Here is a 23,921-nt window from a genome sequence, read left to right as displayed (position 1 = left end):
ATATGACGGGCTCCGATCAAAGCCGCGCAAAACTGATCGATGTCGAACTCGATGAATCGATCGGCCGTTCGACGCCCGATGTCGAGCACGAGCGGGCGGTGGCGATCTTCGACCTGATCGAGGAGAACAGTTTTCAGCCCGTCAACGACAGCGGAGCCGGTCCCTACCGGCTGAAGCTGTCGCTGGCCGAGCAGCGCCTGGTGTTCGCCGTGGCGCGCGAGGACGGCAGCGCGGTCGTCACCCACATCCTGTCGCTGACGCCTCTGCGGCGCATCGTCAAGGATTACTACATGATCTGCGAAAGCTATTACGACGCCATCCGCTCCTCGACGCCGAGCCATATCGAGGCGATCGACATGGGCCGCCGGGGTTTGCACAATGAAGGCTCGCAGACGCTGATGGACCGGCTTTCGGGCAAGATCGACATCGATTTCGATACGGCGCGCCGGCTGTTCACGCTGGTCTGCGTGCTGCACTGGCGGGGCTAGTCCTGGCTACCCTGCCCCGCTCGATCCTGTTCCTGTGCGGCATGAATGCCGTGCGCTCGCCGATGGCAGAGCAGCTGGCACGCCGGATGCTGCCCGCCACCATCTTCGTCGCTTCGGCCGGTGTGCGCGCCGGCGAGCGGGACCCGTTCGTCGATGCCGTGCTGGCCGAGGACGGTCTCACGCTGGGCGAACGTCATCCAAGGACGCTGGACGAGCTCGAGGATGACTACTTCGACCTCATTGTGACGCTGGCGCCGGAGGCGCACCATGCCGCGCTGGAGCTCACCCGCTCGCTTGCCGTCGAGGTCGAATATTGGCCGACACCGGACCCGACCGGTGCCGGCGGCACGCGCGAGCAGATCATGGCCAGCTATCGCGACGTGCGCGAGCGGCTGAAAGCCCGGATCGGCCGCAGGTTCGTCGCTCCAGACCATCCGGATTAAGCGTGTTCACAAGCGAACGATTATCATATAGGTTCCGCCGAAATTCCAGCCGGGGCGCTGGAATTGCCATCCAAGCAAAGGTATCGAATGCCGAAGGAAGAAGTCCTCGAGTTTCCGGGTGTCGTGACGGAATTGTTGCCCAACGCGATGTTCCGGGTGAAACTCGAAAACGAACACGAGATCATCGCCCATACGGCCGGCCGCATGCGCAAGAACCGCATCCGCGTGCTGACCGGCGACAAGGTTCTGGTCGAGATGACGCCATACGACCTGACCAAGGGCCGCATCACCTACCGCTTCAAGTAAGATCAGGGCTCGGCCGGAACGCGATGAGCATTTTGCAGAAGCTGGTGCTTGCCTCGGGTTCGCCGCGCCGTATCGAACTCCTGCAGCAGGCCGGCATCGAGCCGGACCGTATCCTGCCAGCCGATATCGACGAGACGCCGCTGCGTGCCGAGCATCCGCGCTCGCTGGCCAAGCGGCTGTCGAAGGAAAAGGCCGAGAAAGCGTTCGCGTCGCTGAAGACCGAGACGGACCATGCGCCAAGCTTCGTGCTGGCCGCCGACACGGTGGTCGCGGTCGGGCGGCGCATCCTGCCCAAGGCCGAGACGCTCGATGATGCCGCCAACTGCCTCGGCCTGCTGTCGGGCCGCTCGCACCGGGTTTATTCGGGCATCTGCCTGATCACGCCGGGCGGCAAGTTGCGCCAGCGGCTGGTCGAGACGCGGGTGCGCTTCAAGCGGCTGCCACGCGAGGAAATCGACGCCTATGTCGCGTCCGGCGAGTGGCGGGGCAAGGCCGGCGGCTACGCCGTCCAGGGTCTCGCCGGAGCTTTCGTCGTGAAGTTGGTCGGCTCGTACACCAACATCGTCGGCCTGCCGCTCTACGAGACGGTGGCGCTGCTGTCGGGCGAAGGCTTCAAAATCCATCAAAACTGGCTGTCCCCACGGCTATGAGCCCCGACGACAAAGTGACGCCGCTGCGCCCCAAGCGCCCCTGCCCCGAATGCGGCAAGCCCTCGGCGCGCGAGACCTATCCATTCTGCTCGACGCGCTGCAAGGACATCGACCTCAACCGCTGGCTGAAGGGTGCCTATGTCATCAAGGCCCGCGACGACGAGGAAGAGACCGACCCCGACGAGCCGAAATGAAAGCGGCCTTTGTCTTCATGCATGTCGTTTTTCCAAAGCCGGGATCACTTTTGGGTGACATGCTCTGATCAGGCGGCTTCGTTCTTGCGCTTCACGCGCGCCCAGGCCGGCAGCCAGTCACCGTGAGCGGCCAGGAGATCATCGACCAGCGACCAGATCTGGTCGAGATCGAGTTCGGCCGATGTGTGCGGGTCCATCATCGCCGCATGGTAGATGTGCTCGCGGTTCTCGCTCATCAGCGCCCGCACCGTCAGTTCCTGGACGTTGATGTTGGTGCGGATCAGTGCCGTCAGTTGCGGCGGCAGGTCGCCGATGTAGGTCGGCTGGATGCCGGAGGCATCGACAAGGCACGGTACTTCGGCGGCGCAATCGCGGGGCAGCGAGGTGATGCAGCCATTGTTGCGGACATTGCCGTAGATTACCGAGGGTTCGCCGGTCCAGACCGAATTCATGATCGAGGAGGCATATTCCCGGGACGGCTCGACCTCGATACGGTCGGCCGAGCGATAGGCCTGCGCCTGGTCCTTCCAGTGCTCGATCTGTTCGATGCAGCGCTTGGGGTATTCATCGAGCGGAATGCCGTATTTCTCGATCAAATCGGGGCGACCCTCCTTGATGAAATAGGGCGTGTATTCGGCGAAATGCTCCGAGCTCTCGGTGACGAAGAAGCCCAGCCTGGTCAGCATCTCGTAGCGCACCTTATTGGGGCAGCGCGGGTTCCAGCCGGGCTTTGGCGCGCGGCCTTCGCGATAGGCGCGCACGAGATCGGGATAGAGGTCGCGGTAGGAGCCGTCCGCCTGGCGATGCTCGAATTTCAGGTAGAAGGCCATGTGGTTGATGCCGGCCGAGCGATAGCGGATTTCCTCGTAGGGAAGGTCGAGATCGTGTGCCAATTCCATCGCCGTGCCCTGCACCGAATGGCAGAGGCCGACCTGTTTGATATCAGGGTATTTTTCCGATATCGCCCAGGTGTTGATCGCCATCGGGTTGACGTATTGCAGCATGATCGCTTCGGGGCAGACGGCGAGCATGTCCTCGCAGATCTTCCACAGATGCGGAACGGTCCGCAGGCCGCGCATGATGCCGCCGACGCCGAGCGTGTCGGCAATCGTCTGGCGCAGGCCGTATTTCTTCGGCACTTCGAAGTCGGTGACCGTGCAGGGTTCGTAGCCGCCGATCTGAAAGGCGACGACGACGAAGTCGGCCCCGGAAAGTGCCTTGCGCTGGTCGGAGTAAGTCTCGGCCTTCGCCTTGACGCCGAGCGTCGCGATCAGCTTGTTGACGACGACGGCGCTCTCCTCCAGCCGCTGCGGATTGATGTCCATGAGAGCGATCGTCGCGCCCGACAGCGACGGACGCTGCAGCACATCGCCGACGATGTTCTTCATGAACACCGTCGAGCCGGCGCCGATGAAAGTGATCCTGGGATTTTTTGCCACGCTAACCTCCGGCTATGTTCAGGCCACGTCGAAAGCGGCCCTGACGAGCCGTTCGGTGTAGGCGGTCTTGGGATTGGAGAGGACCTCGTCGACAGGCCCCTGCTCGACGATCTTGCCATGCTGCATGACGATGACGCGATGGCAGAGCGCCCGCACCACCTTGAGGTCGTGCGAAATGAAGAGGTAGCTCAGGCCGCGCTCGTCCTGCAGCTTGCGCAAGAGGTCGATGATCTGGGCCTGGACGGAGAGGTCGAGCGCCGAGGTCGGCTCGTCGAGCAAGATGAATTCGGGTTCGAGCGCGATGGCACGGGCAATGGCGATACGCTGGCGCTGGCCGCCGGAAAATTCGTGGGGAAAGCGCGACAGGATATCGCCGGGCATGCCGGCGCTGACCAGTGCCTCGCGCACCCGCTCGACCCGCTCGCGCCGCGTCGCGCCGATGCTGTTGACGATCAGCCCTTCCTCGATGATCTGGCCGATCGTCATGCGCGGATTGAGCGAGGAGAAGGGATCCTGGAAGACGATCTGCATGCGCGAACGCAGCGGCCGCATCTCGTTGCGGGACAGGCCCTGGATCGGCTGGCCGTCGAAACGGATTTCGCCGCGCTTGGCGTCGATCAATCTCAGCAAGGCCTGGCCGAAGGTGGTCTTGCCGGAACCGGATTCGCCAACCAGCCCCAGCGTCTCATGACGGCAAAGTTTAAGGCCGAGATCGTCGACGGCGACCAGTTCGCGCCAGTCCGGTTTCAGGAAGGTGCCGTGGCGCAGCATGAAGCAGACGCGCACGCCATTCGCCTCGAGGATGGTGCCACTGCCCTCCGGCAGCGGTTGTGGCCGTCCGCGCGGCTCGGAAGCCAGCAGCCGCCTGGTGTAGGGGTGCTGCGGATCGGCGAACAGCCGTTCCGTGACGTTGTGCTCGCACATTTCGCCATGCTGCATGACATAGACGTAGTCGGAAAATTTGCGCACCACGGTGAGATCATGGGTGATCAGGATCACCGCCATCCGCAGCTCTTTCTGCAGATTGCGGATCAGGTTGAGTATCTGCGCCTGGACCGTGACGTCGAGCGCGGTCGTCGGCTCGTCGGCGACCAGCACGTCGGGATTGTTGGCGAGCGCCATGGCGATCATTACGCGCTGGCGCTGGCCGCCTGAAAGCTGGTGCGGGTATTGCTTGAGCCGCGCTTCCGGCTCGGGAATCTGCACATGCCGCAGCAGTTCGAGCGCCCGCGCCCAGGCTTGCCTGCGGCCCACCTTGCGGTGCACCCTGATCGCCTCGACGATCTGGCTGCCGACCGTGTAGATCGGATTGAGCGAACTCATCGGCTCCTGGAAGATCATCGAGATGCGGTTGCCGCGCAGCTTGCGGCGGTCGCGCTCGGCGAATTTCAGGATGTTCTGGCCGTCGTAACAGACGCTCGATCTTGGCGACACGGTGGCCCGCCGCGACAGCAGCCCCATGACGGTGCGCGCCGTCACCGACTTGCCGGAGCCGGATTCGCCGACGATGGCGATCGTCTCCCCGCGATAGAGCTGGAACGAGACGTCCTTGACCGCCTCGACGACGCCGTGCTCCACCTTGAAGGCGACCTCGATGTTGCGGGCGTCGATGATGGGCTCGCCCTGGCGCCCGTCATGATCGTGGCGGACGGCAGGTGCGAAGGATTCGGCGAGCGCGACGGTCATTCCTGTCACCTCAATAGGGGTCGACGGCGTCGCGCAGGCCGTCGCCCAGCGCGTTGAAGGCAAAGACGGTGACGAGCACGAAACCGACCGGCGACAGGATCCAGGGATAGGTGCCTATGACGGAATAGGTCGCGGTGTCCTGCAGCATCAGCCCCCACGAGATCAGCGGCGGCTTGACCGCGAAGCCGAGGAACCCGAGGAAAGATTCCAAAAGCACCACCGTCGGGATCGCCAGCGTCACGGCGACGATCACGTGGCTCATCACGTTGGGGAAGATGTGCTGCATGATGATGCGCCGGTCGGTGGCGCCGATCGCCATGGCGGCGCGCACATATTCGATCCGCGCCAGCGCCAGCGTCTTGCCGCGCACCTCGCGCGACATCTGCGCCCAGCCCAATGCCGACATGACGATGATGACGAAGGCGAGGAAGACATTGGTGGGTGCGGTGACCGGGATCAGCGTCGTCAGCGCCAGATAGAGCGGCAGTTGCGGAAAGGCGAGCACCAGTTCCACGAAGCGCTGCATCCAGACATCGAACCGGCCGCCGAAATAGCCGGAGACCATGCCGACCGTGGTGCCGATGACGGTGATGATGAAGACCACCGTCAGCGCGATCATCAGCGAGACGCGCGAGCCGTGGATGGCGCGCGACAGCACATCGCGACCGAACTTGTCGGTGCCGAGAAAATGCACCGGCAGGCCGTCCATCGAGGCGAAGAAATGCCGGTTGGCCGGAATGAGCCCGAAGAGCCTGTAGGGCGCGCCCTCGACGAAGAAGCCGAGCAGCCTCGGGTGGTCGTAGTCGGGGCCGACGATGGGCTGGAAGGTGACCGGATCGAGATCCGCCGAATCGGCCAGCGCATAGACCCTCGGCCGCATGACGACATTGCCGTCCTTGTCGTGGAAGGAAGGCACTTGCGGCGGCGCGAAGCCGACATCGGTCGCCTTCGGATCCATCGGCGCCAGGAACTCGGCGAACACCGCCATCACCAGCAGCAGCACGACGAGCCAAAGCCCGGCCATGCCGGTCCAGGAGCGCTTCAGCCGGCGCCAGACAAGCGCCATGTAGCTCTCGTTGCCGCGCGCCGGTATGGCTACGATGGGCGCTTCGGCCGGCAGCGGTGGGGGTGACGGATCGCGCGCCAGCATCTAGCCCTCCCCGAACTGGCGCACGCGCGGATCGAGCAGGACGAGCAGCATGTCGGCGATGATGTTGCCGAGGATCAGCGTCGCCGACAGCACCATCATGAAGGTGGCGGTGACGTAGACGTCGCCGACCGCCATCGAGCCGACGATCGCCGGGCCGACGGTCGGCAGCGCGAAGATGATCGCCGTCTCGATCTCGCCGGTGAGCATGTAGGGCAGCACCACGCCTTGATACATGACGAGCGGATGCAGCGCATTGGGTACGGCATGGCGCATGACGACGGCGCTGCCGGTCAGGCCCTTGGCTCTCGCCGTCTCGACATATTGGGCGTTGAGCGTATCCAGCAGATTGCCGCGCATGACGCGCATGTTGTAGGCGAGGCCACCGAAGGTGGCGATCGCCACCACGGGCCAGACATGCTTGACGAGGTCGGCGAACTTGCCCCACGACCACGGCGCACCGCCATATTGCGGCGAGAAGAACGAGCCGATCTCCGACACGTTGAACTGGAAGACCAGCAGATAGACGATGATCAGCGCCATCAGGAAGCGCGGCACCGTCATGCCGAGGAAGGAGATAGCCGACAGCGTCGAGTCGATCCAGGTGTATTGCCGGGTCGCCGCCCATATGCCGAAGGTGATGCCCAGCACCGAGGCGAGGAGATGACAGACCAGCGCCAGCAGCAGTGTGCGCGGCAGGCGCTCGCCGACGACGTCAGCAACCGGCTTGTTGTAATAGAGGCTGTAGCCGAAATCACCGCGGGTGACGATGCCGCCGATCCAGTTGAGATACTGGACGGGCAACGGCTTATCGAGGCCATGTTCGATACGATAGGCGTTGGCCTGCGCGTCGGCTTGGGCGAAGGAGGCTCCGCCCTGGTTGATCAGCTGCGAGCGGATGTAATCGGCATAATCGCCCGGCGGCGCCTGGATGATGGCAAAGGTGACGAGACTCAAAATGGCAAGGACCGGTATTGCCGACGCTATGCGCATAGCCAGGAATCGCAGCATGGACGGTCCGCTTCCTCATCTTGCCGGACGCGCCGCTTGTGCGTTCGGAGGTTAGTTTTCCCGGCCGCGCCATCAGCGCGGCCGGGTCTCTCTCGGTCAGGGGAGGTAAACTTACATCGGGCCCTTGTCTCCGGGTTTGCCGGGGAGCTCCTCAGGGAACAGTTCGTATTTCGCCTGCTTGTCTGCCGCGACGAAGACACGTTCGCGGACGATCGAATCCTCGGCCCAGTTGAACATGAAGATCGGCGTACCCTGCGGAATGTTGGAGAAGCGCTTGTTGACGATCAGCGCCCCGGGATACTCCGTCAGGCCGATATTATAGATGTGTTCCGTCGATATCTTCTGGAACTCCTTCATCAGGCTGGCGCGCTCATCATTGTCCGACGAGGAGACGAACTTGTTGACGATGTCGACGAGGTCCTTTTCGAAAGGCATCAGATCGACCTGGCCGCTTTCCGGCGCGCGGTGATCCCAGCTGGTCTTCGGGCCGACCGGAGCGAGCTGCACTGTATTCTGTACGACGGAGGTCAGCTCCTGCTCGTTGCGCCGGATCAGCCAGTCGAAGCGCCCGGAATATTGCGAGGCGTCGCGCTGGGTGCCGTTGAGACCGTTGAGCACAACCCGAAGCCCGAGCTTCTCCATCTGGGCGACGACGCCTTCGGCGAGGCTCTTGTCGGTGCCGTAGTCGTTGTTGACCAGCATCACGATCTCGACGTTCTTGCCGCCGGCGGTGCCGGCCGGGAAGTTCACGAAACCGTCGCCGTCCGTGTCCTTGAGACCGGCCTTGGCAAGTTCGGCCTTGGCGCCCTCAAGGTCAAAGGGATAATAAACGGTCGATTTGCGGTCATAGAAGCTGGTGCCAGACGAGAAGCCGCCAGGATAGATGGCTGTGAACGGTCCCTTGACCAGCGAGTCGCCAAGCGCCTTGCGGTCGAGCGCCATGGTGACGCCTTTGCGGAAATCTTCGTTGCGGTTCAGCTCGCGGATGGCCTGGCCGCGCTCGTCCGGGTTGCCCCAGCCATTGGCGGAAAAGTTCAGGCGCAGATTGTAGCCGATGAGCCGCGGGCCGAAGGCCAGACGTGCCGGCGCGTTCGCCTCCGCCGCGCGCTTCAGCGAGGCGACGAAGTTTTCCGGCTGCTCGAGGTTTGAAAAGTCGCCAGAGCCAGCCACCGCCTGGACGTCGCGGTCGGCCCAGGTCGACAGCTTGTACTGCAGTTCGTCGAGGTAGGGCAGCTGGTTACCCTTTTCGTCGACCTTCCAATAGTAGGGGTTGCGGCGCATGACGATGATGTCGTCCGGCCGGTAATCGACCGGCACCCAGGCGCCCATCACCGGCATGTTCATATATTCCGGTGGGAAGGCGTTCTTGAACTGGTCGTAGGTGTTCTTCGAATATTTGGGATGCTGCGGCTTCAATATGTGCGCGGGACCGGGGCAGAAAGTGCCGTAGGCCATGGCGTAGAGGTACTGTTTCGGGAAGGCGTCCTTGAAGGTCCACTCGACGGTGTAGTCGTCGATCTTTTTCAGCGTCGTGCCGACGCCGAAGGTTTCCTGTGTCGCACCATTCAACGGAGAGACGTTCGGGTCGATGACCTCGTCGTCCCAGTAGAACATGACGTCGTCGGCGTTGAAGGCAACGCCATCGGACCATTTGGCGCCCTCGACCAGATGCATGGTCAACTTGTGGCCGTCCTTCGACCAGTCCCAGCTTTTGGCCAGGTTCGGCAGCGGCTCGGTGTCCTTGGCTTCGACCTGGAACAACGGCGCGGTGCGCGTCAGGCACTCGGAGAGGCCGATGTCGATGCCGCCCCAGCCTTGCGTCTGGCCGGCGCCATAGTTCCAGCCTTCCGGCCGCCCGCCGATAACATGGCGCATCGTATCGCCATAGACGCCGACGCCATCGGGCATGTTGGCGGTCTTGAAGACCAGCGGCTCCTTCGGCAGCCTGTCCTTCACCGGCGGCAGCTTGCCGGCCTTGACGTATTTTTCCGTCACCCAGTCCGGCTCGTGATATTCCGGCAGCGCCTTGAACTCCAGGATGGAGTCGCGCGCCACATATTTGATCTTGCCTTCGGCCGGAAACGTCGCCGGCGTCGGCGGGACCGTCGGTTCGGAAGCGAAAGCGTTGAGCGCCGGAACGGAGACGCTCAGCGCCAGTCCAGCGACAATGCCAATGCTGCGTAGGTTCCTCATTATCTCCTCCCTCGTGTTCAGACTTTTTCTGCTGCTGGTCTTCTGCATTGGCGGCTGACTGCGGCGGACCTGCCTCCCGTGGATCCGCGGCCGCTCCCGGGTTCAGCCGGTCTGCTTCAGAGCGGCCTTTTCGGCGCGCAACTCCTCGATCGAGCGGACGTTGCGCCGCGCGGCACCGGCCCATTCGCGGGTCTTGACCACGGATTTCGACAACCGCTCCTTGGCGGCCGGAACGGCATGCGCGTATTGCGGCAACCAGGCGGCCTGGGCGACGACCATTTCGTCGACCATCTGCCAGACCTCCTCCGGGGTCGACACCGCGCCAACCAGCGGATCATGCAGCACGGCGAGCTTCAGGAGATCGATATCGCCCGATATCGCGGCATGGACCGACATGCGCTGGACGTTGATCGAAGACATGCAGGTCGCAGCACAGGCCTCCGGCAGCGTGATGCCGGCGGCCATGTTGATGCCGAAACGATCGACGAAGCCGGGCGACTCGATGATGGCGTCCTGCGGCAAATTGGTGATCACACCATTGTTCTTGACGTTGAAGTGGCCGCGATAGACGCGGTTGGTCTCCAGCGCCTCCAATATGTGGCTGGCATGCTCGTTGGAGCGCTTGGCCACGTCGATCGGCTTCGACGCCGCTTCAAGGAACTGCGGATACTCCGTCTCGAACCAGTTGCGGGTCTCGGTCGAGTAGCGGAGGTAGCCGCCGGTCTCGCCATGGATCCAGTCCGACATGTCGATCCAGCGCATGATCTCGTCCGGACGCTTCCGATACCAGGGCAGGTATTCGGACAGATGGCCGTTGCTTTCGGTCGAATAGACGCCAAAGCGCTTCAGCACGTCGATGCGCAGCTTCTCCTGCTGTGAGTAGACCGGATGCGCTTCGAAGGCGGCAACCAGTTCGTCCTTGCCGATCTTGCGGCCATTCAGGCGCAGATCGGTGAACCAGGTCTGATGGTTGATGCCGGAGCAGATATAGTCGAGCTCCCCAGGCGACTTCGCACCCAGCACCTTGGCAATCTGCTCGGCACCGTGCTGGACGCCGTGGCAGAGCCCGACCGTGTCGACCTTGCCGTACTCGATCGCCGCCCAGGTGTTCATGGCCATCGGGTTGGCGTAGTTGAGGAACTTGGCGTTGGTGTCGGCGACCTCGCGGATGTCCTTGCAGAAGTCGAGGATCACCGGAATGTTGCGTTGGCCGTAGAGAATGCCGCCGGCGCAGATCGTGTCGCCGACGCACTGGTCGATGCCGTATTTCAGGGGAATGCGGATGTCGTCGGCATAGGCTTCCAGGCCGCCGACCCGAACGCAGCTGATGATATAGCGTGCACCTTCGAGCGCCTTGCGGCGGTCGGTGGTCGCCGTCACCCTGGTCGGCAATCCGTTCGCTTCGACGATCCTGTCGAGGATCGCCTTGATCATCCGCAGATTGTGCTCGCTGAGATCGGTCAGCGCGAATTCGATGTCCTTGAATTCGGGCACGCAGAGGATGTCGGTGAACAGTTTCTTGGTGAATCCGACGCTGCCGGCGCCGATAATAGCGATTTTGAAACTCATCACCTTCACCTCGATCCAATCGAATGCTAGGCAAGGAGCAACAAGGGAGGATATGGCCACGCGCGAAGGCGTGCCTGCCATTCAGGCCGGAATCCGGCTTTTCTCCTCCCGCCCGCTCCTCGACGCGGGTCTTTCGCGTTCTTCGAGGCGGGATTATGCGCTTATTCGCGAGCGCGACCAGAGAAGGATTATGCTTTCAGGGGTAATTTTGTGCTGCAGGATTTGATTGCCAACGGACAGTCGATGCGTACGATCTCGCTGCCGCGCGGCCGCCAGCGCCTGCATGCCATGCCGACAAGCACGGGCTATGAAGTGCGCGAGGACGAAATCTACGACTGGGATGGGCGCAAACGCGGCCAGACGCCATTCACCGTGCTGCAGCACACGATCAGCGGAACCGGCCGGCTGCGCTACGAGAACCGCAACTATCGCCTGCAGCGGAACGACACATTGCTGGTGCTGGTGCCGCACAACCACCGCTACTGGCTGGCCAGGGACGAGCGCTGGGAATATTTCTGGATCTCGATGAACGGCGAGGAGGCGCTGCGCATCCACAAGTCGATCCTCAACGTCTCCGGTCCGGTGTTCCGGCTGCAGCCGGCGACGATAGATCATCTTGCCGATTGCAGCTTGCGGCTCGTCAAGGGCGCCGCTTCGCCGGGCGCTGCTTCGGCGATCGCCTACGAGGCTGCGATGGCGCTCTATGACGATGTCTTCGGCTCACACGCCTTTGCCGAGAAACAGAGCGCCATGCAGCCGGTCATCGATCACATCAACGCTAACCTCGACAAATCGCTGCCAGTGGCGGAGCTGGTCCAGATCAGCGGCCTCAGCCGGGCCCATTTCTCGCGCTGCTTTGCCGAGAGCGAAGGCCTGCCGCCAGCCGAATTCGTGCTGCAACAACGCCTGCAGCGCGCGGCGAAGCTTTTGACCAAGGCCGACTTCCTGCCGGTGAAGGAAGTCGCCATCCTGTGCGGCTTCGAGGATGCGAACTATTTTTCGAAGGTGTTTCGCCGCCTTTATGGCACCACGCCCAGCCAATTCCGCACCACCGGCATGTATGCCAGCTTGCGGACACCGCCCCGGGTTGGCGTCAGGGTGTCTGACGACGAGACCTGACGCCGCTTTTTGTCCTTGTTTCATGCGTGTCAGGCGGCGTGCAGCCTGCCACTATCCAGCCATTCGAGATCGGCCGGCGAAAGCTTGATGTCGAGGGCGCGCAGGCTGTCGTCCAGCTCGCCCAGCGTGCGCGGCCCGATCAACGGAATGGACGGGAAGGGCTGATTGAGCACATAGGCCAGCGCGATGTGGATCGGGCTCTTGCCCAGTCGTGCGGCAAGTTCGATCGCCCGGTCGCGGCGGCCAAAATTCCGCTCCGAATACCAGACCCGCACCAGTTCCTCATTGTCGCGCAGGTCGCGGCCGGCGCGGTCGGTGAAGAAGCCGCGGCCTTGGCTCGACCAGGCGAAGTTCGGCATCTGCCTGGATGTCAGCCAGGCCTTCCAGTCATCGGTGGAGGAGGTGATGCATCCTGCCCAGATCGGCTCCAGCATCTCGGCCAACGAGAAATTGTTGGAGAGTGCGCCCGGCTTCTGCTTGCCGGTCCGCTGCGCATAGGCAATCGCCTCGTCCATGCGCTGCATCGTCCAGTTCGAGCCGCCGAACGGACCGCGGATGCGGCCGGCCTTGACCTCGCGGTCCATCGCATCGACGAACTCGCCGACCGGCACGTCAGGGTTGTCGCGGTGCATGAAATAGATGTCGACATGATCGGTCTGCAGCCGATCGAGCGACTGGGCGAGCTGCTTGCCGATCACGTCGGGATAGCAGAGCGGCGAATGCGCGCCCTTGGCGATGATCACCGACTGCTCGCGCACGCCACGGTTCTTCAACCATTGGCCGAGCAGCGTCTCGGTGTAGCCGCCGCCATAGACGTAGCCGGTGTCGAACAGATTGCCGCCGGCTTCGAAGAAAGCGTCGAGCAGGATCGAACCCGAGGAGAAGGTGCGGAAATCCTCGAAGCCGAGCGCCACTATGGATGCCTGTTTCGCCAAGCCTGGGATGGCGCGCTTGGCGATCGCGGTGCCGCCGGGGCGCAAGGGCCGGCCGGCAATGGTGCTGGTGCGCAGCGGGGCTTTTTCGATCTCATACTCTAGCCCGACGGCGGCGCGCCATCTGTCGAGCACACGCAAGGTGCCTAGGCTGTCGGCCCAGCCCATCCCCGGCCAGGCGAATTCCTGCTGCCCGGCGCGGATCGCCTCGCCGGCGCCGTCGACCTCGAAGGAATAGACATGGCGTTTTTCGTTGACGCTGATCGTCTCTCGCGACCCGTCGGCGCCGATCACGTCGATGTGGCCGAGGCCGACATCGCGGTTGCCGCCGGCGAACCAGAAGTCCGGCACTTCGATGCGCCCCTTGGTGCCGAGGATGCGAAGGACATTGTCCTGGTTGAGTGAGATGCTGCAGGAGACCTCCGCGACGATGCCATCAGGGAAATGCAGCAGCGCCGAAGCCCACTCATCGACGCCGGACTGGCCGAGATGGGCGGTGCCCACCACCCTGTCGGGTTCGGCAAAGGGTTTTCCCGATGCCGCGCCGGCAATCAGCCGGACCATCGAGACGGGATAGCCGCCGACGTCCAGGATGCCGCCGCCGGCGAGCTCATTGGCATAAAGCCGGTGCTGCGGCATGAAGCCCGGCATGGCGAAGCCGAAGCTCGACTTGATCATCCTGATCTCGCCGATGACGCCGGACTTGATGAGTTCCACCAGCTTCAGCGTCTGCGGATGCAGCCGGTACATGAAGGCTTCGCCGAGAAAGGTGCCGGCCTTGCGCGCGGCGTGGATCATGGCGTCGGCCTCGAAGGCGGTCAGCGCCAACGGCTTTTCGCACAGCACGTGCTTGCCCGCTTCCGCCGCCCGGATCGCCCATTGCGCATGGCCGGGATGCGGAACCGCGATGTAGACGGCATCGATGTCCGGGTCGGCAAGCAATGCTTCATAGCCGTCGAGGATGCGGGCACCGGGGAAATTCTCCGCAAGGCCCGGCTTGGCGGGATTGCGCGCGCCGATGGCGACCAGTTTTCCGGTGTGCGAAGCGGCCACGCCGCCGGCAAAAGCCTGGGCGATGCCGCCCGGACCGAGAATGCCCCAGCGAATAGGCGTGGTTGCAGTCATTGTCATTCTCCTTGAAGGCTGAAGGGGCGGCCAGTCAGCGCAGCCGCAGCCCCTTTTCGTCGAACAGGTAGGATTTGCGGATGGAAACGGTGACTTCGGACGTGTCGGGAACCTTGGCCGCGTCGCGCTGGATCACCACATCTTCGCCGTGCGCCGTGCGGGCATAAAGAAAGCTCGTGCCGCCAAGGTGTTCGATCACGTCGATGGCGACAACGAGATCGGTGCCGCCTTCTCCGGCGACGCCGAAATGTTCGGGCCGCACGCCGACAATGACCTTCGTCCCGGCCTCCGGCGCGGTGCCGGTCAGCGGCTGGGTGATGCGGGTTTTATCCTGGCCCGCCAGCTCGATCACGACACCGCGCGCATCGCGCCCGACGATTTGGCCCTTGATGAAGTTCATCTTCGGCGAGCCGACAAACCCCGCCACGAACAAATTGTCGGGATCGTCGTAGAGTTCGAGCGGCCGGCCGATCTGCTCGATATGGCCTGCGCGCAGCACGACGATCCTGTCGGCGAGCGTCATCGCCTCGGTCTGGTCGTGGGTGACATAGACCATGGTGGCGCCGAGTTCCTTGTGCAGGCGCGATATCTCGACCCGCATCTGCACGCGCAGTTCGGCGTCGAGATTGGAGAGCGGCTCGTCGAACAGGAACACTTGCGGCTCGCGCACGATGGCGCGGCCGATGGCGACGCGCTGGCGCTGGCCGCCGGAGAGCTTTTTCGGGCGCCGGTCCATCAGTTCGCTGATGCGCAGGATCTCGGCCGCGCGCTTCACCCGCCGCTCCGTGTCGGCCTTCGGATTGCCGGTCATGCGCAATCCGAAGGAGAGGTTCTGCTCGACGCTCATATGCGGATAGAGCGCATAGGACTGGAAGACCATGGCGATGCCGCGGTCGGCCGGTTCGACGTCGTTGACAACCTTGCCGCCGATGGCGATCTCGCCATCACTGATGTCCTCGAGCCCGGCGATCATCCTGAGCAGCGTGGACTTGCCGCAGCCGGAAGGGCCGACGAAGACGACGAACTCGCCGTGCTTGATGTCGATGTTGGCGCCGTGGACGACCTCGAAGGTGCCGAAGCGCTTGACGACATTGTTGAGCGTGACCGTTGCCATGCTGCCCCTTACTTGATCGCGCCGGCGGCGATGCCGGCGATGAAATGGCGCTGCAGCAGCACGAAGACGATAAGCATCGGCACGGTCAGCATCACGGCGCCGGCCATGATGCCGCCCCACGATACCTTGGTGAGGCCGATCAGCGTGCCTAGCGCCACGGGTGCGGTCATCGAGCCCGGCTGGCTGTTGATCAAAAGCGGCCAGAGATAATTGTTCCAGGACGCGAGGAACAGGATGATGGCGAGTGCGGCCAGCATCGGCCGCGCCAGCGGCAGTGCGACGAACAGGAAGATGCGCCACTCCTTCACGCCTTCGACCCGCGCGGCGTCGAACAGGTCGTCCGGCATCATCGAGAAGCTCTGGCGCATGAACAAGACGCCCAGCGAATTGAACAGTGGCGGCACGATCAGCGCCACCCAGGTGTTGGCGAGTTGGAAGTCGCGCGCCACCATGATGAATTGCGGGATCAGAACCACCGCGTATGGCAGCGTGATGGTGCCGAGGATGATGGCGACGACCACGCCCTTGCCGAAGAACTGGTAGCGCGCCAGCGCCCAGCCGGCCATCGAGGTCAAGAGCACCGACAGGAAGGTGTAGGTCACCGCCACCGAGACTGAGATGCCGATCGCGCCGACGAAGTTGGTGTCGCGTTGCAGATTGTTGAAATTGTCGACGAAATTGCCGTGCGGCAGCAACTCGATGCCCGGGCTGAAGATGCCGTTGTCGGGCATGGTCGAGAACACCACCATCATCCACAACGGAAACAGCCAGATCAGCGCCAGCGGCGTCAGGAAGAGATGCAGCAAGAGGCTGCGTCTCAGGCGGGCCGAGGAGAGCGAGCTCATTGCTTTTCCCTCGTCAGCCACAGTTGCACCAGCGTGATGGCGATCGCCAGCCCCGCCATCGTGTAGGCGACGGCCGAGGCGTAGCCGAAATTGAGCGAGCGGAAGCCTTGGCGGTAGAGCAGCAGGCCGAGCGTCTCGGTGCCGCCGCCCGGTCCGCCGCGCTCGGTGATCAGGAATGGCTCGGTGAACAACTGCATGGTGCCGATGATCGACAACACCGTGCAAAACACGATGACCGGCTTCAAGAGCGGCAAGGTTATGTAGAGGAATTGCTTGAGCTTGCTGACGCGGTCGAGCGTCGCCGCCTCGTAGACATCCTCGGGAATGGACTGCATGCCGGCCAGAAGGATGATGGCGTTGTAGCCGGCCCAGCGCCAGGTGACCGCGATCATGATCAAAGCCATCGCCGGCGTGACGTTGGAGAACCAGTCGATCTTGGGCAGCCCGACGCTGTTCAGGAGCTTGTTGACGATGCCGAAATCGAGGCTGAACATCAGCCGGAAAACAGCCGAATAGGCGACCTCGCCGACCACGACCGGAGCGAAGAAAGCGAAGCGATAAAGCCCCCTCGCCTTCAACAGCGGCGAATTCAAGAGCACCGCCATCACCATGGCCAGCGTGATCATCACCGGCACCTGGATGACGAGGATGAGCAGCGTGTTCTTCAGCGCGTTGAAGAAGGCCGGATCGCCGATCAGCCGGCCCCAGTTGAAGCCGGGGGCAAAGCGCCAGGGCACCGTGCGCGTCGCCTGGAACGAGATCATGAACGAGGAGATGATCGGCCACAGCCAGAAGACGGAGAAGATCAGGAGATAGGGCGCGAGGAAACGATAGGCCGTGGCGTTACGGTTGCGCATCTTCGTCCTCCTTCTCCCGATTGTTGTTTTAAGCCATCGTTTGGGTCTTCCCTTCTCCCCTTGTGGGAGAAGGTGTCGTCGAAGGCGACGGATGAGGGGTGTTCCAGGAAACGCCAACGTCTCACTCCGCTGGGGCACCCCTCATCCGTCTCGGCGTATCGCGCCGATCCACCTTCTCCCACAAGGGGAGAAGGAAAAGCGGCGCTCACTGCTTGACCGGCAGTCCGGTCGCCGCGGCGATCTGGCTGGCGGCATCGTCGAGCGCTGCCTTGGCGCCGGCATAGCCGCCGGCGAGATACTTGGTCTGCACCGCGCGCATGATGATTTCGGCGTCGCTCTGGAACTGCGTGCCACGGCTGGGGACGACCTTGGGCAACGTGCCGAGGATATCCTTCCACACAGCCTGGCCACCCCAATAGGGCAGGCCTTCCGAGACGTAGGGATCATTCAGCGCCGACACCAGCGAGGGGACGAGACCGAATTCCTTCAGCATCGTGATCTGGCCCTCATTGGTTCCGAGCGTGTATTTCAGGTACTCGTAAGCCGCCTCCTTGTTCTTCGACACCGAGGTGATGGCCAGCGATGAGCCACCGAGATTGGCGGCGCGCGGGCCGTCGGAGGTCAGGCTCGGCATCAGATAGACGCCCCATTTGCCGTTTTCACCGGCCGATTCGGTACGGATTGTGCCTTCATACCAGCCGCCATAGACCTGGGTGGCGACCGTACCGGCGGTGTTGTTGGTGATCTTGGTGCCCCAGTCGGCCGAAGACATGATGCCGGCATCCTTCATGTCCTTGATCTTGGCCAGCGTATCGACACATTTAGGCTGGTTGACCGTGATCGACTGGCCGTCCTCGGCGAAATAGGAGCAGCCCTGCTCATTGGAGATCATGCGGAAGAATTCGGTATCGCCGTTGAAATCGGCATTGGTCATCGAGACGCCTGGATTGGCGGCCTGGATCTTCTTGCCGGCGGCGATGAAATCGTCCCAGGTCTTGATCGACGCCGGATCGACACCGGCCTTTTCGTAGAAGTCGCGGCGATAGAAGGCGGCGACCGGGCCGGAATCCCACGGCATCGCATAGGCCTTGTCGCCGACTTCGAGCTCGGTGCGCTTGAAATCGGGGAATTTCTTCTGGTCCTCGGCGCTGTAGCCCAGCGTGTGCAGGTCGACGAAGCAGTCGGGGAACTGGCTCCAGTAATTCTCGGCCTCGCCGTTCTCGATGGTGACGATGTCGGGCAGGCCGACACCGCCTGCGGCACAGCCGGCGATCGACTTGTCGTAGGTCGGCTGGTTGCCGAGATCCTGGACCGTGACCTTGATGTCGGGGTGCAGCTTGTTGAAGCCGGCGACCGTCGCCTTCAGTGATGAAGCGGCGACGTTCCAACTCCAGATGGTGATTTCGCCAGATTGCGCGAATGCCGGGGCTGAGCCCAGGGCAAGCGCAAGCGCGGCGCAGGACAGTGTGATGCGCATTGAAATCCTCCCATTTCATTTGCTCTCTCTGCGAGCCGGGCTAGACTATGCAGCACGGAAGGCTTGTCCCCGACAAAGGGAATAAGGAATTGGCGGAAAGTAAGATGCCGGAACGGCCGTTTTACCAGCCTGGCGCCAGCAGCGTCGAAGGCCTGCCGCTGCTGTTGCAGATGTTTCACACCGCGCCCCTGGTGATGCTCAAGCCGCACTGGCATGCGCAGGTCGAGGTGAATTTCATCGTGCGCGGCAGCGTGCACTACCGCATGAACGAGCACGAAATCTCGCTTTCGGCCGGTGAGATGTGCCTGTTCTGGGGCGGCCTGCCGCACCAGATGGACGATTTGAGCGACGATGCCGTCTATGCCGGCGCACATCTGCCGCTGGTGCATTTCTTCCGGCTGCACCTGCCGGCGGACGTGCGCCACCGGCTGATGACGGGCGCCACGCTAGTGACCGGCGCCACCGATCAATCCGATAACGACAATTTCGCCCGCTGGAACCGCTATGCCCGCTCGGGCGACCCGGCCAAGGCCGAGCATGCCGTCAACGAACTTCTGCTGCGGCTGGAGCGGGTGCGGTTCGAGCCTTACCGGCTGGTGCCCGAAACGGCCGCCGGGCACGAGATGGGCAGTCCCTTCGACCAGCAGTCGTCGCGCAATGTCGGTCGCATGTGCGATTTCATCGCCGAAAACTTCCTCTACGACATCGATTGCGTGAACATTGCCGGGGCGGCCGACATCCATCCCAAATACGCCATGAGCCTGTTCAAGAAATCGACCGGCATGACGCTGAACGAATATGTCAACCTTCTGCGGCTGAGCTACGCACAGGCGCTGTTGATGCATCAGGACGCCAATGTGCTGCGCGTCGCCATGGATTCGGGCTTCGGTTCGCTCAGCGCCTTCAACAAATCGTTCCGCAAGCTGGCCGGCATGACGCCCTCCGATTTTCGCAAGGGCCTGGCCAGCGCCAGATAGCCCCCGCCGGCCGGTCGAGGTCTGGCCAGGGATGCGAGCACATTTCGGGATCTCGCCCATCGCCGCATCTCGCCGGATCTCAATTGTCGGCCAAAAAGGCGGCCGGGCTGCCGGCAAAGGGCTATCGCGGGCTCGTGCAACGATGCCTATGCCTGAAACAGTACAGGCCGCGCGCCATTCCGGGGATGAAAGCAGCATGAAAAGGCACCCATCACACGGCCTGTCTTTTCCTGTCTGAAATCGCAACCTAGGCGCTGGACAGGCCGAATTCCCGTGCTATAACCCACGCGCTTTCAAGGGGCGCCCCACGGCGCCTTCGTGAAATCCGGTCAACGCAATTTCAGTTACCGAAACAGGCCCAGATAGCTCAGTTGGTAGAGCAGCGGACTGAAAATCCGCGTGTCGGTGGTTCGAATCCGCCTCTGGGCACCATTGCCTGTTTTGGCAGTATTATCCATATTTTTCATATACTTGTAATATCAATTCGATTCCCATTTGGGCCTTCCCAGCACTTGAAAAAGTGCCGTCACTCTTCTCACCGAAGCGTCATCAGATATCCGCAACACTTTCCTGGACGGGCCCCGGAGTCACAAACTCAGACACGAGTTTCATAAATGCCTTGATCGGGCGAAGCTCTTGTCGCCCCTTCAGACAGGCCGCGAATGACTCCGTGAACGGCTTGTGATCGGCAATCCGCAGCGGCCTCAGGCGCTCATCCGGTTGAAATTCCGTCTTTGAGACGATACCCGCGCCCAGCCCGGCGGCAACGGCCTCACGCACGGCGGCAGCTGCAAACGCATGGGCTGACGTCGCCGCGAACGCAACGCCAGCCCGTGCGTAATGGCGGAGATCGAAGCGTCGGATCGGGCCGGTCGCGCAACCAGCTGCCGGGAAAACCTTCGAAAAGTCGTGGCGACTATTGTGACCTCCGGCAAAGCGGTGATGCACCAAGGCGTTGCCGAAGATTAAGGCGCCGGCCGCACCGGCCGCCTGCAAAATCCGCGGCACGAGCCGCACCCGTCCCTGAATCCGTTTCAGCGCGACACGGTGTCGCCCAACCAGAAGGAAGCAGCAGATGCCTTGGGAATTGAAGTAGCCGATGAAAGCCGGGCCCGCGACGCGGCAACAAAATTCAATGCCCTGGGGGTTGAAATTGCATGCGTTAAGCTCTCCGACGGTGGCTGCATCCTCGGTGAGAGGAACGAGACGACAGCAATAAGGGCGCCGTCTGTCGATGTCATGGACAAGACAGGGGCCGGCGATGCCTTTATTGCCGCGTTTGCTGCCGCGACCTTGGAGCACAAATCGGCATACGAAGCCGCCTGCTGGGGCGTTGCGGCTTCAAGCTTCTCGGTTGGTCGGAAAGGCACGCAGGCGTCTTATCCGACACGGTCGGAGTTCGATCAAATGCTCGTTTCCGTGCTGAAGAAGAATGGCCGGTGACAGGGCGACCATTCGGCCTGGCGCTCTGCTAGCCGATGTTGACCGACTCTGAGCTCTGTCGATGCTCCGGCCAAAGTCGCCAGCCGATTTTTTGCCACCGCCGCAACTCTGATCCAGCCTTCGCCATTTCCCTGCCGCTGGAGTGGAACGACGCTCCGGCGGGCGCCAAAAGCTTCGCCTTGATCGTTGAGGATCCTGACGCCCCTTCGGGCACATTCCGCCATTGGGCGATCTACGACATCGACCCGCAGCGCAACATCCTACCGGAGGGCACGACTGCAGGCGCCAAGACGGAAAGCCTAGGCCACGGCGTCAACGATTTCGGCAATCCCCGCTACGATGGTCCGCAGCCGCCACGTGGACATGGCCTTCACCATTATCATTTCCGGCTTCTAGCGCTCGACGTGGAGACACTGCATTTGGACGAGAAGGCGCCGGTCGGCGAGGTGATGGAGAAAGCCAAGCCGCACATATTGGGACAGGCTGAGATCGTCGGCACGTTCGAGCGGACCTGACTGCGGCGCCGGCTGCAGGCAGAACAAGCAGTCGTCGGACAGACCGCCTTTTCGACCCGCGGCGTGAGAAACAGCAGCAAGTAGGGTCCTGAGTTCCTTCCTGCGTCCAGGCCCAGTCTCGGCCGCGAGCTTACTTGCCGTGCACAGCAGCGAGATTATTCAACCCGGTCCTCAGAAAATCTCTGATCGCTTCGGTCGCTTTCGGCTCATCAGCCTCTGGTTGGAACTCTGCTGACCAGACGACGGTGCTGGTGCCGTCGTGGTTGTCCTGGACTTTGAACTCGGCAACGTAGTCGCGCACAGGCATTGTGGTTGACTCTATGCCGTAGCGATAGAAATGCTCCTCGGCATCCGTTTCGAAAAGCCGTTCGGTTTGTCGACTTCCGTCCTTCGCCTCGGCCGTTCGCCGGCAGCCTTCACGCTCGCCTTCGCTCTCGACCTTGTCTAACAAGGGATGCCACTCCCCTACGGCCCCGAACCGGCCGATCTCATGCCATAGCGCATCCGGCCTCTCGGCAATTCGCGTCGTTTCGACGATCGTGGTCATCTTGGCTCCTTCTCTTGCAGGTTGCGGAGGAACATAGCGATGGGGAATGTCTATGGAACAGGATCTTGGACGACGCGCCCACGGTCCAGCCGGTCAAGCGATCCATCGTAAAGCGAGATTGGGGGATGGCCGCCAGGGTCGGTCAGCACGTCAAGAAGCGCAATGGTGTTGGACCCAGCCGCCCTATCAAATGCGGCGTCGAGGTCACGCGCATGTTCAATAGTTTCGCCATAACCCCCGCAGGCGCGCGCGATGCCCGCATGGTCGACCTGGCCGAGGTGACCGGCCGCCGTGTAGCGACCGAACTTGGCTTTCTCGGCGTCCTTCTGATAACCGAGCACGCCATTGTTGAGGACGACCACGGTAACCGCAATGCCGATCCGAACGGCGGTTTCGAGTTCCGCCCAACTATGGGCGAAACCGCCGTCGCCGACGACGACGATGACCTCCCGCTCGGACCTGGCGAGCTTTGCGCCGAGCGCGAGCGGGAAGCCCCAGCCAAGTCCTGCAAGGCCTCGCGGCGAGATCACGCGCGTCCTCGAATGGCTTGTGCGAAGCTGGCCCGCAACCCAGTTCGAGGCGTAGCTCGCATCGGCCACGACCACGGTGTCTGATCCTAGACGCTTCTGGATCGCGGCAAGTGCGCGCTCGGCGCGAATTGGTTCGGCATCCGTCAAGAATGGCCGGCGTTCGCGTTCGAATGCTGCCCAGGCATCGGCGATGCGTTGCTCAATCGTATCGCGGTTGCGGGAATGGCTGCCAAGTGCGTCGGTCATTGCTTCAAGCGTGGTGCGCGCGTCGCCGACGAGGCGCACCGCTTCGTAATTGCGACCAATCTCTTGCGGATCGATATCGATGTGAAGCACACGCGCGCCGTCGGGAATCAGCGACCAATGGTCGGTGCCGTCCTCGTTGGTGCGATTGCCGATCAGCAGCAGAACATCGGCTTGCTGCACCAACGGCTTCGTATGCCTCCCGAGCCCGCCGGGTCCGGTGAGATTGCCGATCGCGCCCATCGCGAGCGGGTGCGTCTCGGGGATCGACGCTTTTCCCATGTTTGTGGTGGCAACGGGTGCGGCGGCTTTCTCAGCAAAGCGGAGTAGCGCGCTGCCTGCACCGGAACTTAGCACTCCGCCGCCGGCGATGACGACAGGAAGACGGGCGGCGTCGATAAGCCTGGCCGCTTCTCCGATCGTCTTGTCGTCGGGCCGCGGCCGGTCGAGTGGCCAGTTGCATAGCCGCATCGAACGATGCGCAGACGTGCCGGCATGCGCCATTTGCAGATCAACGGGCAGCATGAGCACCGCTGGCCCCGGTTTGCCGCTTGCGGCGGCGATGAACGCCCGGTCGAGATGATCCTCGACGCCGTCTGCGCTCTCGAGAAGGTGAAACCATTTGGTCACCGGGGCAAACAGCGCCTTATGGTCATATTCCTGAAAGGCGTTCTTGCCGATGTGAGAGCGGTCTACTTCCTGCATGATCGCAACGATCGGTATTCCCGCCTTCTTCGCCTCGGCGAAGGGGGCCACCGCGAGCGCAGCAGCGGGACCGTTTTGGCAGACCATCACCGGCACCCGGCCGGAGGCCCGCGCGAAGCCATCGGCGATTGCACCGCCGGCATTCTCCTGGCGGTATGTAATATTTCGGATGCCGCGATCCTCGCAGGCGAGCACGAGCGCGGTCGGCACGCTTTGTCCCAGAACGAATTCGACGCCGTGTCGGACCAAGCCATCGGCGACAACGTCGACAACCGTTCGTGCCACGTCAGTGTTCATAACAAATGCTCCAATATTTGTGGGCGAGTTCGCCCGTGAGGATTGGCAGTATCGAAGCGCGTGCGATCG

23 protein-coding genes and 1 tRNA gene are annotated in these 23,921 nt (G+C 62.6%); 10 read left to right on the top strand and 14 right to left on the bottom strand.

The genetic code is table 11. The annotated features are described in order from the left end of the window. Positions 1 to 2: 2 nt before the first annotated feature. The 5 genes from FJ978_RS13760 (at position 3) to yacG (ending at position 2,081) form a co-directional block, all read left to right on the top strand. Positions 3 to 488, top strand: a complete 486-nt coding sequence (locus FJ978_RS13760) for a UPF0262 family protein (protein WP_140572529.1) — start codon at positions 3 to 5, stop codon at positions 486 to 488. Next, the gene (locus tag FJ978_RS13755) at positions 476 to 931 is read left to right on the top strand and encodes a low molecular weight phosphatase family protein (RefSeq protein ID WP_140572528.1); all 456 of its coding nucleotides are present in this window, start codon (positions 476 to 478) and stop codon (positions 929 to 931) included. Before FJ978_RS13760 ends, FJ978_RS13755 begins: the two co-directional genes overlap by 13 nt. 87 nt (positions 932 to 1,018) lie before the next feature. Continuing rightward, positions 1,019 to 1,237, top strand: coding sequence for a translation initiation factor IF-1 (infA, locus tag FJ978_RS13750; protein WP_006200926.1), 219 nt, complete (start codon positions 1,019 to 1,021; stop codon positions 1,235 to 1,237). Between the two features lie 23 nt (positions 1,238 to 1,260). Beyond that, complete coding sequence (locus FJ978_RS13745; protein ID WP_013893693.1) at positions 1,261 to 1,887, top strand: Maf-like protein; 627 nt, start codon at positions 1,261 to 1,263, stop codon at positions 1,885 to 1,887. Then, on the top strand, positions 1,884 to 2,081 hold the full coding sequence (yacG, locus tag FJ978_RS13740) for a DNA gyrase inhibitor YacG (protein WP_013893692.1): 198 nt from the start codon (positions 1,884 to 1,886) through the stop codon (positions 2,079 to 2,081). Before FJ978_RS13745 ends, yacG begins: the two co-directional genes overlap by 4 nt. A gap of 68 nt (positions 2,082 to 2,149) precedes the next feature. Here yacG and FJ978_RS13735 read toward each other — a convergent pair whose 3' ends face one another. From FJ978_RS13735 to FJ978_RS13710, 6 genes are all read right to left on the bottom strand, one after another. After that, positions 2,150 to 3,520, bottom strand: a complete 1,371-nt coding sequence (locus tag FJ978_RS13735; protein ID WP_140572527.1) for an alpha-glucosidase/alpha-galactosidase — start codon at positions 3,518 to 3,520, stop codon at positions 2,150 to 2,152. 18 nt (positions 3,521 to 3,538) lie between these two features. Beyond that, on the bottom strand, positions 3,539 to 5,206 hold the full coding sequence (locus tag FJ978_RS13730) for an ABC transporter ATP-binding protein (protein ID WP_140572526.1): 1,668 nt from the start codon (positions 5,204 to 5,206) through the stop codon (positions 3,539 to 3,541). A 10-nt stretch (positions 5,207 to 5,216) separates the two neighbouring features. Then, entirely contained in the window at positions 5,217 to 6,356 is a 1,140-nt protein-coding gene (locus FJ978_RS13725) for an ABC transporter permease (RefSeq protein WP_140572525.1), read from the bottom strand. Continuing rightward, positions 6,357 to 7,364, bottom strand: coding sequence for an ABC transporter permease (locus tag FJ978_RS13720; RefSeq protein ID WP_140572524.1), 1,008 nt, complete (start codon positions 7,362 to 7,364; stop codon positions 6,357 to 6,359). Positions 7,365 to 7,475: 111 nt separating this feature from the next. Continuing rightward, positions 7,476 to 9,557: an ABC transporter substrate-binding protein gene (locus FJ978_RS13715; RefSeq protein WP_140572523.1), complete on the bottom strand. Its 2,082-nt coding sequence runs from the start codon at positions 9,555 to 9,557 to the stop codon at positions 7,476 to 7,478. Positions 9,558 to 9,659: 102 nt separating this feature from the next. Beyond that, the gene (locus tag FJ978_RS13710; protein ID WP_140572522.1) at positions 9,660 to 11,126 is read right to left on the bottom strand and encodes an alpha-glucosidase/alpha-galactosidase; all 1,467 of its coding nucleotides are present in this window, start codon (positions 11,124 to 11,126) and stop codon (positions 9,660 to 9,662) included. 210 nt (positions 11,127 to 11,336) lie between these two features. Here FJ978_RS13710 and FJ978_RS13705 point away from each other — a divergent pair, with 210 nt between their 5' ends. Further along, positions 11,337 to 12,245 (top strand): AraC family transcriptional regulator, encoded by a 909-nt coding sequence (locus FJ978_RS13705; protein ID WP_181176691.1) that lies wholly within the window; start codon positions 11,337 to 11,339, stop codon positions 12,243 to 12,245. A gap of 29 nt (positions 12,246 to 12,274) precedes the next feature. On the opposite strand, the gene FJ978_RS13700 is transcribed toward FJ978_RS13705, so the two are convergent. From FJ978_RS13700 to FJ978_RS13680, 5 genes are all read right to left on the bottom strand, one after another. Further along, a complete protein-coding gene (locus tag FJ978_RS13700; RefSeq protein ID WP_140572520.1) occupies positions 12,275 to 14,302 on the bottom strand; it encodes an aldo/keto reductase in 2,028 nt (675 codons plus the stop codon). Between the two features lie 34 nt (positions 14,303 to 14,336). Beyond that, complete coding sequence (gene ugpC / locus FJ978_RS13695; protein WP_140572519.1) at positions 14,337 to 15,416, bottom strand: sn-glycerol-3-phosphate ABC transporter ATP-binding protein UgpC; 1,080 nt, start codon at positions 15,414 to 15,416, stop codon at positions 14,337 to 14,339. 8 nt (positions 15,417 to 15,424) lie between these two features. Then, positions 15,425 to 16,261, bottom strand: coding sequence for a carbohydrate ABC transporter permease (locus tag FJ978_RS13690; RefSeq protein ID WP_013893682.1), 837 nt, complete (start codon positions 16,259 to 16,261; stop codon positions 15,425 to 15,427). Further along, the gene (locus tag FJ978_RS13685) at positions 16,258 to 17,118 is read right to left on the bottom strand and encodes a sugar ABC transporter permease (protein WP_140572518.1); all 861 of its coding nucleotides are present in this window, start codon (positions 17,116 to 17,118) and stop codon (positions 16,258 to 16,260) included. The genes FJ978_RS13690 and FJ978_RS13685 overlap by 4 nt, the downstream gene beginning before the upstream one ends. Positions 17,119 to 17,323: 205 nt before the next feature. After that, the gene (locus tag FJ978_RS13680; protein ID WP_140572517.1) at positions 17,324 to 18,595 is read right to left on the bottom strand and encodes an extracellular solute-binding protein; all 1,272 of its coding nucleotides are present in this window, start codon (positions 18,593 to 18,595) and stop codon (positions 17,324 to 17,326) included. A 104-nt stretch (positions 18,596 to 18,699) separates the two neighbouring features. On the opposite strand from FJ978_RS13680, the gene FJ978_RS13675 reads away from it, so the two are divergent. Both FJ978_RS13675 and FJ978_RS13670 read left to right on the top strand, forming a co-directional pair. Then, a complete protein-coding gene (locus tag FJ978_RS13675; protein WP_013893679.1) occupies positions 18,700 to 19,572 on the top strand; it encodes a helix-turn-helix domain-containing protein in 873 nt (290 codons plus the stop codon). 356 nt (positions 19,573 to 19,928) lie between these two features. Further along, positions 19,929 to 20,004, top strand: a tRNA-Phe gene (locus FJ978_RS13670). 117 nt (positions 20,005 to 20,121) lie between these two features. Here the strand turns inward: FJ978_RS13670 and FJ978_RS32800 are convergent. Then, on the bottom strand, positions 20,122 to 20,589 hold the full coding sequence (locus FJ978_RS32800) for a hypothetical protein (protein ID WP_181176690.1): 468 nt from the start codon (positions 20,587 to 20,589) through the stop codon (positions 20,122 to 20,124). A 30-nt stretch (positions 20,590 to 20,619) separates the two neighbouring features. Here FJ978_RS32800 and FJ978_RS13660 point away from each other — a divergent pair, with 30 nt between their 5' ends. After that, a complete protein-coding gene (locus FJ978_RS13660; protein WP_181176689.1) occupies positions 20,620 to 21,015 on the top strand; it encodes a PfkB family carbohydrate kinase in 396 nt (131 codons plus the stop codon). Between the two features lie 35 nt (positions 21,016 to 21,050). Next, the gene (locus tag FJ978_RS13655) at positions 21,051 to 21,530 is read left to right on the top strand and encodes a YbhB/YbcL family Raf kinase inhibitor-like protein (RefSeq protein ID WP_246678120.1); all 480 of its coding nucleotides are present in this window, start codon (positions 21,051 to 21,053) and stop codon (positions 21,528 to 21,530) included. Between the two features lie 130 nt (positions 21,531 to 21,660). On the opposite strand, the gene FJ978_RS13650 is transcribed toward FJ978_RS13655, so the two are convergent. Beyond that, entirely contained in the window at positions 21,661 to 22,077 is a 417-nt protein-coding gene (locus FJ978_RS13650; RefSeq protein ID WP_140572515.1) for an SRPBCC family protein, read from the bottom strand. A gap of 50 nt (positions 22,078 to 22,127) precedes the next feature. Beyond that, positions 22,128 to 23,852 carry an acetolactate synthase catalytic subunit gene (locus FJ978_RS13645; protein WP_140572692.1) on the bottom strand — a complete coding sequence of 575 codons (1,725 nt, stop codon included), beginning with the start codon at positions 23,850 to 23,852 and terminating at the stop codon, positions 22,128 to 22,130. Between the last annotated feature and the right edge of the window lie 69 nt (positions 23,853 to 23,921).

Source organism: Mesorhizobium sp. B1-1-7 (assembly GCF_006442705.1).
GTDB lineage: Bacteria > Pseudomonadota > Alphaproteobacteria > Rhizobiales > Rhizobiaceae > Mesorhizobium > Mesorhizobium opportunistum.
The sequence above is the reverse complement of the archived record's forward strand: the minus strand, read 5'-3'. Positions and strand labels throughout refer to the sequence as shown.

What these genes read in the sequence shown, in the direction of transcription:
- FJ978_RS13680 (WP_140572517.1), bottom strand. Translation starts at nt 18,595, where the DNA reads ATGCGCATCACACTGTCCTGCGCCGCGCTTGCGCTTGCCCTGGGCTCA.
- FJ978_RS13700 (WP_140572520.1), bottom strand. Translation starts at nt 14,302, where the DNA reads ATGACTGCAACCACGCCTATTCGCTGGGGCATTCTCGGTCCGGGCGGC.
- FJ978_RS13730 (WP_140572526.1), bottom strand. Translation starts at nt 5,206, where the DNA reads ATGACCGTCGCGCTCGCCGAATCCTTCGCACCTGCCGTCCGCCACGAT.
- FJ978_RS13685 (WP_140572518.1), bottom strand. Translation starts at nt 17,118, where the DNA reads ATGCGCAACCGTAACGCCACGGCCTATCGTTTCCTCGCGCCCTATCTC.
- FJ978_RS13645 (WP_140572692.1), bottom strand. Translation starts at nt 23,852, where the DNA reads ATGAACACTGACGTGGCACGAACGGTTGTCGACGTTGTCGCCGATGGC.
- FJ978_RS13760 (WP_140572529.1), top strand. Translation starts at nt 3, where the DNA reads ATGACGGGCTCCGATCAAAGCCGCGCAAAACTGATCGATGTCGAACTC.
- FJ978_RS13715 (WP_140572523.1), bottom strand. Translation starts at nt 9,557, where the DNA reads ATGAGGAACCTACGCAGCATTGGCATTGTCGCTGGACTGGCGCTGAGC.
- yacG (WP_013893692.1), top strand. Translation starts at nt 1,884, where the DNA reads ATGAGCCCCGACGACAAAGTGACGCCGCTGCGCCCCAAGCGCCCCTGC.
- infA (WP_006200926.1), top strand. Translation starts at nt 1,019, where the DNA reads ATGCCGAAGGAAGAAGTCCTCGAGTTTCCGGGTGTCGTGACGGAATTG.
- FJ978_RS13720 (WP_140572524.1), bottom strand. Translation starts at nt 7,364, where the DNA reads ATGCTGCGATTCCTGGCTATGCGCATAGCGTCGGCAATACCGGTCCTT.
- FJ978_RS13725 (WP_140572525.1), bottom strand. Translation starts at nt 6,356, where the DNA reads ATGCTGGCGCGCGATCCGTCACCCCCACCGCTGCCGGCCGAAGCGCCC.
- FJ978_RS13650 (WP_140572515.1), bottom strand. Translation starts at nt 22,077, where the DNA reads ATGACCACGATCGTCGAAACGACGCGAATTGCCGAGAGGCCGGATGCG.
- FJ978_RS13655 (WP_246678120.1), top strand. Translation starts at nt 21,051, where the DNA reads ATGTTGACCGACTCTGAGCTCTGTCGATGCTCCGGCCAAAGTCGCCAG.
- FJ978_RS13675 (WP_013893679.1), top strand. Translation starts at nt 18,700, where the DNA reads ATGCCGGAACGGCCGTTTTACCAGCCTGGCGCCAGCAGCGTCGAAGGC.
- FJ978_RS13690 (WP_013893682.1), bottom strand. Translation starts at nt 16,261, where the DNA reads ATGAGCTCGCTCTCCTCGGCCCGCCTGAGACGCAGCCTCTTGCTGCAT.
- FJ978_RS13710 (WP_140572522.1), bottom strand. Translation starts at nt 11,126, where the DNA reads ATGAGTTTCAAAATCGCTATTATCGGCGCCGGCAGCGTCGGATTCACC.
- FJ978_RS13745 (WP_013893693.1), top strand. Translation starts at nt 1,261, where the DNA reads ATGAGCATTTTGCAGAAGCTGGTGCTTGCCTCGGGTTCGCCGCGCCGT.
- ugpC (WP_140572519.1), bottom strand. Translation starts at nt 15,416, where the DNA reads ATGGCAACGGTCACGCTCAACAATGTCGTCAAGCGCTTCGGCACCTTC.